The 8,039-nt window shown below is 70.1% G+C and carries 6 protein-coding genes; 3 read left to right on the top strand and 3 right to left on the bottom strand.

Annotated features, from left to right (window positions below; genetic code table 11):
* Window positions 1-398: FAD:protein FMN transferase (locus tag VJR25_RS08255; RefSeq protein ID WP_324114440.1), on the top strand; the 398-nt coding region annotated here is incomplete at its 5' end.
* Window positions 395-1,966 (top strand): flavodoxin reductase, encoded by a 1,572-nt coding sequence (locus VJR25_RS08250; protein WP_324114438.1) that lies wholly within the window; start codon window positions 395-397, stop codon window positions 1,964-1,966. The genes VJR25_RS08255 and VJR25_RS08250, both read left to right, overlap by 4 nt.
* Here VJR25_RS08250 and VJR25_RS08245 read toward each other — a convergent pair.
* The 3 genes from VJR25_RS08245 to VJR25_RS08235 all read right to left on the bottom strand — a co-directional run bounded on the left by VJR25_RS08245 (window position 1,960) and on the right by VJR25_RS08235 (window position 6,526).
* Window positions 1,960-3,528: a sensor histidine kinase gene (locus VJR25_RS08245; protein WP_324114436.1), complete on the bottom strand. Its 1,569-nt coding sequence runs from the start codon at window positions 3,526-3,528 to the stop codon at window positions 1,960-1,962. The genes VJR25_RS08250 and VJR25_RS08245 overlap by 7 nt on opposite strands.
* A complete protein-coding gene (locus VJR25_RS08240; RefSeq protein WP_324114434.1) occupies window positions 3,525-4,259 on the bottom strand; it encodes a response regulator transcription factor in 735 nt (244 codons plus the stop codon). The genes VJR25_RS08245 and VJR25_RS08240 overlap by 4 nt, the downstream gene beginning before the upstream one ends.
* Before the next feature lie 251 nt (window positions 4,260-4,510).
* Window positions 4,511-6,526: a S53 family peptidase gene (locus tag VJR25_RS08235; RefSeq protein ID WP_324114432.1), complete on the bottom strand. Its 2,016-nt coding sequence runs from the start codon at window positions 6,524-6,526 to the stop codon at window positions 4,511-4,513.
* Between the two features lie 167 nt (window positions 6,527-6,693).
* Between VJR25_RS08235 and VJR25_RS08230 the strand changes: the two genes are divergently transcribed.
* Window positions 6,694-8,031, top strand: coding sequence for a branched-chain amino acid ABC transporter substrate-binding protein (locus tag VJR25_RS08230; RefSeq protein ID WP_324114430.1), 1,338 nt, complete (start codon window positions 6,694-6,696; stop codon window positions 8,029-8,031).
* The last annotated feature ends 8 nt before the right edge of the window (window positions 8,032-8,039 follow it).

Genomic DNA, 8,039 nt, shown 5'->3' with positions numbered 1-8,039 from the left:
CCGCCCTTCCGGGAGGTGTCGTCGTCGACGCCGGGGGAGACATCGCCGCACGCGGGATGCCGCAGCGCGTCGCGCTGGAGCATCCGTACGATCCGGCGCGTGCCATCGGGGTCGTCTCCCTGACCGACGGTGCGCTGTGCGCGTCGGCGGTGAACCGGCGGGCCTGGGGCGGCGGCCTCCATCACGTGCTGGATGCCCGCACCGGCGTCCCCGTCGATGCGGTCGCGGCGACGTGGGCGCAGGCGGGCACCGCCATGCGCGCGGACGCCGCCGCCACGGCCCTGTTCTTCGACGGCGGGCCGGAGGTCGCGCACCGCTGGGGCGTGCCGTGGGTGCGCATGCTGACCGACGGCCGTGTGCAGTGGTCGCCCGGCAATGAGGCAGAGTTGTTCGTGTGATCGTCGCGCTGACCGCATCCTTCAACCGCGTCTTCGCCCTGCTGGGCCGGTTCTCGATGTACCGTCTCGTGCTGCTCGAGCTCGCCGTGCTGGCCGGCATCGCCCTGCTGCTGTCGCTCGCGGGGCTGGTGGCGCCGGGCTGGGCGGACATCCTCGTCACCGCGGCCGTGCTCGCCGCCGTGTGCGCGGGGGTGGATGCCGCGGCCCAGCGCATCGTGCGTCTGCCGTGGCGCGTGGAGTCGTCGCTGATCACGGCGGGCATCCTCTTCTTCGTGCTGCGCCCCACGATCGACCCGGCCGGTCTCGTCGGCATCGTCGTCGCGGCCGCGGTGGCATCCCTCTCCAAGTACATGCTGGTGTGGCGCGGACGCCACATCTTCAATCCGGCGGCGACGGGCGCCGCCGTGCTGACCCTCGTGACGGCCCTGTCGGGGGCGTACGGCCTCGGCACCTCGGCCTGGTGGGTCGGCACCCCGGTGCTCGGCCCGGTGGTGCTGCTCCTCGGCCTCGTCATCGTGTGGCGGGTGGAGAAGCTGCGCGTCGTCGGGCTGTTCGCGGGCGCAGCGCTGGTGGTCGGCACGATCTCGATCGCCGTGCAGTACCAGGCATCCGGGACGCCGTGGGATGTCGGCACGATCTTCTGGCAGCAGCTGTGGTCGTCGCCGGTGCTCTTCCTCGGCGCGTTCATGCTCCCGGAGCCGCTGACCCTGCCGCCGCGCCGCTGGCAGCAGCTCGTCGGAGCGGCGATCGTGGGCGTGCTCGTGGGCTGGTCGCCGGTCATCGGCTCCTTCCCGGTCTCGCTCGGCGCCGAGCGTGCGCTGCTCGTCGGCAACGCCGTGGCGTTCGCGTTCGCGCTGCGGCAGGCGGTGCGGCTCACCCTGGTGTCGCGGCGGGCTCTGACGCCCACCGTGCAGCAGCTGACCTTCACCACCAAGCGCCGTCTCGAGTTCACCGCCGGCCAGTATCTGGAGCTCGACGTGCCGCACCGCCGGCCGGACGCGCGCGGCACCCGCCGGCCGTTCAGCATCGTCTCCGCGCCCGAAGACCTGCCCGAGGTGCGCATCGCGTTCCGGGACGGCCGCGGGCCGCAGTCGACCTTCAAGCGCGCCCTGGCGGCGACCGATGCCGGGAATGTGCTCGCCGCCACCGGCATCTGGGGCGACTTCGTGCTGCCCCGCCACCATTCCGAGCCGTTGCTGCTGGTCGCGGCCGGGATCGGCGTCACGCCGTTCGTCTCGCACCTGCGTCACCTCGCGGCGTCCGGGGACGCCCGCGACATCGTGCTGGTCTACGTCGTCTCCGACACCGCCGAGATGGCGTATCTCGACGAACTCGCGGCCTCCGGCATCCCGGTCGTCGTGTTCATGCGGGATGATCCGGGCCCGTTGCCGGCGGGCTGGACGTGGACCGGGGGAGTGCGGCTGGATGCCGCGCAGCTGCCGCTCGCCGTGCCGGACCTCGCGACGCGCCATGCGTACATCTCCGGTCCGGCCGCGCTCATCGCCGATCTCGCCCCCGCCCTCGAGAAGGCGAAGTCCATCACGACGGACGCGTTCAGCGGTTACTGACGCGCGTGCTGCGCGGTGGTGATGTCATGGGCGCCGACCGTGCCGAGGGCCGGGATGCGCACCTCGAACGTGGTGTCGCCCGGAATGCTGCGCACGGCGATCGTGCCGTGATGCGCCTGCACGATGGCGCGCGCGATCGACAGGCCGAGGCCGGTCCCCCCGGTCTTCCGGGCGCGTGACCTGTCCGCGCGGGCGAAGCGCTCGAAGAGCTCCTCGGCGACGGCCGGATCGACACCGGGCCCGTCGTCGTGCACCGTGATGAGGGCCTGATCCCCGACCCGCTGCAGGCGCGTGGTGACGGTGGTGCCCTCGGGCGTGTGGGTCCGTGCGTTCCCGAGAAGGTTCGCGAGCACCTGGTGCAGGCGGGCCGCGTCGCCGGCGACTTCGACCGGCACCTCGGCGACATCCAGGTCCCAACGGTGCCCGGGGCCGGCGGCCTGCGCGTCGGCGACCGCCTCGACGCACAGCTGGGTGAGGTCGACGGCGCCGTAGACGAGCTCCTGCCCTTCGTCGAGCCGTGCCAGCAGCAGCAGGTCCTCGACCAGGGTCGTCATCCGCAGCGACTGGGCCTGGATGCGCTCGAGCGCCTGCTGGGTGGTCTCGAGCACCGCCGGACCCTCCGATCGCTGTAGCGACCGCAGCGACAGCTCCGAGTAGCCGCGGATGGATGCCAGCGGTGTGCGCAGCTCGTGGCTGGCATCCGCCACGAAGGAGCGCATCCGCTCCTCGTTGCGCTGGCGCGCCGTGAGCGAGGCGCTGACATGGTCGAGGAGCGTGTTCAGCGCGGCTCCCACCCGGCCGATCTCGGTGCGATCGTCGGACTGGGACGCCGGGACGCGCTCGGAGATCGACACCACGCCCTCGGCCATCGGCAGTGCGGCGACGTGCGCGGCCGTGTCGGCGACTGCGCGCAGCGGCTGCAGGCCCCGTCGGATGATGAGCGCGATCGCGACGCCGAGGAGCAGCAGGCCACCCGTGGTCACCAGGGCCACTGTGGTGAGGATCTGCGCGACCGTCGCGTTCATCTCGGACGTCGGCAGGCCGACGATGATCGTGTACGGGCGGAAGTTCTCACCGGTGATCCGGTACGCCCCGGCCCCGTCGACCCGCACGGTCACGTACGGCTGGTTGCTCTGCTGCGGACCGGACGAATCTCCTGCCTGCGTCACGATGTGGATGATCTCCACGCTCGTCAGGCGCGCGACTTCGTTGTGCTCGTTCATGTACGCGCCGGTGATCCCGGGGCCCGCCTGCAGGATGAGCAGCGTGCCCGGGGGGTAGTGCCCCTCGGCGAGGATCGCCGCCGCGGTGACGCTCTGGGTGATCGGCGGCGCGGATTCGAGCAGTGTCGTGCGAGCCTGTTCGGCCGTGGCGGACACCTGCGAGTTGAGGTTCGCGATCAGGATCTGACCGAGGATGGTGCTGGTGGCGAGCGCCACGGCGACCAGGATGAGCGCGACCATGCCGATCACGGTGACCATGAGGCGGGTCTGCAGCGTCAGCGGCTTCGCGTGGCGGTGACCGGGCAGGTCCTCCGGAATCGGCGCGGTCTCTGCTGTCACTGCGGCGCTTTGATCATGTAGCCGACGCCGCGCACCGTGTGGATGAGCGGATCGCGGCCGGCGTCGATCTTCTTGCGCAGGTACGAGATGTAGAGCTCGACGACGCTCGACCGCCCGCCGAAGTCGTAGTTCCACACCCGATCGAGGATCTGCGCCTTCGACACGACGCGCCGCTGGTTGCGCATGAGATAGCGCAGCAGCTCGAACTCGGTGGCGGTGAGCTCGATCTCGGTGCCCGAGCGCTCGACCTCGTGGCTGTCCTCGTTGAGCGTCAGGTCGCCCACGCGCAGGATCGGCTCGGCTTCGCCCGCCCGGGCGGTGCCGGCCCGGCGCATGAGGCCGCGCAGCCGCGCCACGACCTCCTCGAGGCTGAACGGCTTCGTCACGTAGTCGTCGCCGCCCGCCGTGAGCCCGGCCACCCGATCGCTCACGGAGTCCTTCGCGGTGAGGAAGAGCACGGGCACGTCGTCGCCGCTGCGGCGCAGGCGCTGCAGCACCGACATCCCGTCGAGGTCCGGCATCATGATGTCGAGCACCATGGCGTCGGGCTCGAATTCGCGGGCGACCTGGAGGGCCTGGAAGCCGGAGGCCGCGGTTCGCACCTCCCAGCCCTCCATCCGAAGGGCCATGGAGAGCAGGTCGGTGAGCATCTGCTCATCGTCGACGACGAGGACGCGGGGAGCGCTCCCGTCGGCGCGCTGAAGAGTCTGGGTGGGGGACATGGCGGTCATGCCTCGATTCTCTGTGTGCTGGCTCGCAGATACCTCTTGGTAATCCTATGCGGCGACTGTGAGTTCGGGCTCATCGCGATCGCATAGGGCGCGCTGGTTACGCGCATCGATTCAAAACCTAGCGCTCCGGTGACCGACTGGGGAAGAGTCCGGGGCTGGGAGCACGCCGAGGGGACCGCACCGCCCGATCGGAAAAGAGCGGCGGGGCGGACCGTGAGGCCCGCCCCGCCGCTTCTGCGCAGTCGGGAAGGTCAGTGACCGTGGCCCGTCCGCTGCGCGAGCGCGAAGTTGATCGCTCCCATTCCGGTCACGTCGTCGTAGCCCCGGGCGGTGGTCAGCGACGTGTCGGTGTCGTACGACACCAGGTAGGTGTTGCCGCTGTGCGCGCTCGTGTAGGCCAGGCCGCCCTGCGCCGGACGAACGTCCCGGAAGGCCTGCGGCGCGATCCTGTCGATCGCATACAGGGTCGGGTTCGCGAAGCCGATCACCGAGTGGGTCAGCTGCTGCGACAGCGCCATCATCGCCGCGGTGAGCGGAGCGGCGAGGGACGTGCCGCCGTACGTCTCGTTCTGGTAGGCGCCGGTGGTCAGGGCGGCATCGTCCGTGATCGGGCTGATGCCGATCTCGAACCCGGTGTACGGGTCTGCGAGGGCCGCGACGTCCGGGGAGACGCGCATGCCGCGAGCGAGGGAGCCCGGCACCACGCCGCGCTGGTACCAGGGCTGCGGGTTCACGGCGCTGACGCCGCCACCCGCGCCCCCGCCGAAGTCGCCGGGAAGGGGGGACAGATACGAGAGCGCGCCGGTCTGGTCGTCCTTCGCGACCTTGTCCAGCGTCGAACCCCACCCGCTCTCGACGGCGATGCCACCGTTCTGCGCGATGCCGAGGGAGGTGCCGCCGACGGCGGTCACCCAGGGCGAGGATGCCGGGAAGTCGGGCGAGGCGTAGCCGAGGTTTCCGGTCTCGTCGCCGTTGTCACCGGACGAGAAGTACAGCCCGATGCCCTCGCCGGCCGCCTGGATGTGCAGGTTCTGCTCGCCGGCGATGACGTCCGCGGGCACGTCCTCGCCGACGTCGCCCCAGCTGTTGCTGACGATGTTCGCGAGGCGGTTGTCCAGCACCGTCGAGAGGGCGATGTCGAGTCCGCCTCCGCAGTTCATCGCGCCGAGGTACAGGATGTGCGCCTTCGGTGCGATCGCGTGCACGGACTCGACGTCGAGGGTTTCCTCGCCCTGCCATCCGCTGGGGTAGCCGCACGCCGCCTCGTCGTACATCGTCGGGGCCACGATCTGGCTCAGCTGGTCCGACGTCATGGCCGGCTCCCCGTTCTGCGCGGAGTAGCCGTCGACGTCCTGCAGGATCGACGGCGAGGCGTACGCATCGGTGATGGCGATCGTCTGACCCTGGCCCTGCAGCCCCGCGGCCTCGAGCTTCGACAGGCCGTAGGCGGACCGCAGCTGAGCGGGGACGTAGCCGCAGATGTTCGTGTTGAACGAGGTCGTGCCGTACGCGGCGGGCAGGATGGCCTGGTTCTGAGCCCAGTACGTGGAGCAGGGCGCACTCACGTCGGCCGGAGTCGCTGGCGTCCGCGGCGACGCGGCGCGCTGCTGCATCGTGCGCTGGACGGCGCGGGTCTTTCCGCCCTGATCCTTGTCGCGGTCGATGGAGTCCGGCCGGGTCAGCGCGCGCGACTGATCGACGCCCACGGCGAGCACCGACCTGCCGATGCCGGACGGAAGAACAGGCGCCGACGAGGGGGCGATGAGCGATCGCCCGTCGTGGCGGTATCTGTGCAGGCGCGTGGCGAACACGGCGTTCACCTGATCGGCGGAGCCGCGGAAGACGACGTACTCGCGGCTGGCCGGTGTGCCGGTGATCGTCAGACCCTTGCTCGTCAGATAGCGCACGACCTGGGTGTAGGTCGACTGGGCGGGCGCGTACCGGGCGATCCACTGCGCCGGACTGAGGGCGTGGCGGTACTGCCGGCTCATCGGATCCGAGACGGCCTTGGCGAGAGCCGCAGCGCCGGCCGGATCACGCAGCTCGAGGTAGAGCTCGCCCTCGACGGTCGTGTCGGTGGCCGGGGCTCCGGCGTCGTTCGCGTGAGTGGCCCACGCGGGCACGGAGCCGGGGAAGCGGACCGTCGCCGGTGCGGTGGCGGCGCTCGCGGCCCCCGAGCCGGTCAGCGCCATCGCGACGGCGCACGCACCGGTGGCGATGAAGACGGTGAGGCGCTTGCGTGATCGACGACCCTGGTGCTCGGCCATGCCGCTCCTTTCGAGAGGTGCGCCGGGACGGCGCACGCGCGATCGGCACGCTAGCGCCCCGTCGTCGGGCAGGACAAGTCGCAGCCGCGGCCGATGGCGGCAGTGACCGGATTGGGACAGAAGGATGCCACCCGCCGAGACGGCCAGATTGTGACAATTTCGACACGGTGCTCGCAAAAGTGCTGTGGTTCGGTGCCGGGCCGGGTAGTGTCAGGCGCACCCTGACCGTCGGCGTCGACAGCACGATGTCCCACGGCACCCACCTGGAAGGCGAATACATGCTGCGTAAGACGACACTGGCAGGCATCTCCGCTGCGGCGGCCGTGCTCCTGCTCGCCGGCTGTGCGAACCAGCCGAGCACCAACTCGACTTCGTCCACGGGATCGAATCCGGGCGTGAACATCCCGGCGATCACGTCGGTCACGACGCCCAAGGACGCCGTGCTCCCCGCCGGCGACGGAAAGGCCACGTGCTCGGGCGTGTCTCTGGCCTACATCGGCGCGGAGACGGGCCCCAACGCCCAGCTCGGCATCAACATCTACAACGGCATCCAGCTGGCCATCAACCAGCACAACCAGGCGAACCCCAAGTGCCAGGTCGCCTTCAAGAAGTTCGACACCGAGGGCGACCCGCAGAAGGCGACGGGCCCGGTGACGCAGGCGGTCAACTCCAAGGACATCGTCGGCGTCGTCGGCCTTCCGTTCTCGGGTGAGTCGCAGGCCACGGGCAACATCTTCCAGCAGGCGGGCCTCGTGCACATCACCCCGTCGGCCACCAACCCGACGCTCACTCAGAAGGGCTGGACGACCTTCTTCCGCGGCCTCGGCAACGACGCCGTGCAGGGTCCGGCGGCGGCCAAGTTCATGACCGACCAGCTCAAGGCCAAGAAGATCTACGTCGTCCAGGACGACTCGGACTACGGCATCGGCCTGGCCGGTGAGGTCACCAAGAGCCTCAGCAGCTCCGTGCTCGTCGGCACCGACAAGGTGACGACCGGACAGAAGGACTTCTCCGCGACGGTGTCGAAGATCCTCAACGCCAAGCCGGATGCCGTCTACTACGCCGGCTACTACGCCGAGGCCGCTCCGTTCGACCAGCAGCTGGTCAACCAGGGCTTCAAGGGCACGTTCGTGGGACCCGACGGCGTGAAGGACGACCAGTTCATCAAGCTGGCCGGAAACGCGTCGAACAACACGTACTTCAGCTGCCCCTGCATCCCGGGTGAACTGATCCCGTCCTTCGCCGACGCGTACCAGAAGCTCGCCAACGCGGCTCCCGGCACGTACTCGATCGAGGGTTACGACGCCGCCACGATCCTGCTCTCGGGCATCGATCACGGCAAGACCACCCGTGCGGGCCTGCTCGACTGGGTGAAGAACTACGACGCGGACGGCCTGAGCAAGCACTACAAGTGGGACTCCACCGGTGAGCTCCAGGCGCCGACCGTCTACGGGTACAAGGTCGAGGGCGGCAAGATCGTCCCGATCGGAACCATCGGCGGATAACGCGACAC

Source organism: Microbacterium sp. (genome assembly GCF_035277845.1).
Taxonomy (GTDB): domain Bacteria; phylum Actinomycetota; class Actinomycetes; order Actinomycetales; family Microbacteriaceae; genus Microbacterium.
The sequence above is the reverse complement of the archived record's forward strand: the minus strand, read 5'-3'. Positions and strand labels throughout refer to the sequence as shown.

What these genes read in the sequence shown, in the direction of transcription:
- VJR25_RS08240 (WP_324114434.1), bottom strand. Translation starts at nt 4,259, where the DNA reads ATGACCGCCATGTCCCCCACCCAGACTCTTCAGCGCGCCGACGGGAGC.
- VJR25_RS08235 (WP_324114432.1), bottom strand. Translation starts at nt 6,526, where the DNA reads ATGGCCGAGCACCAGGGTCGTCGATCACGCAAGCGCCTCACCGTCTTC.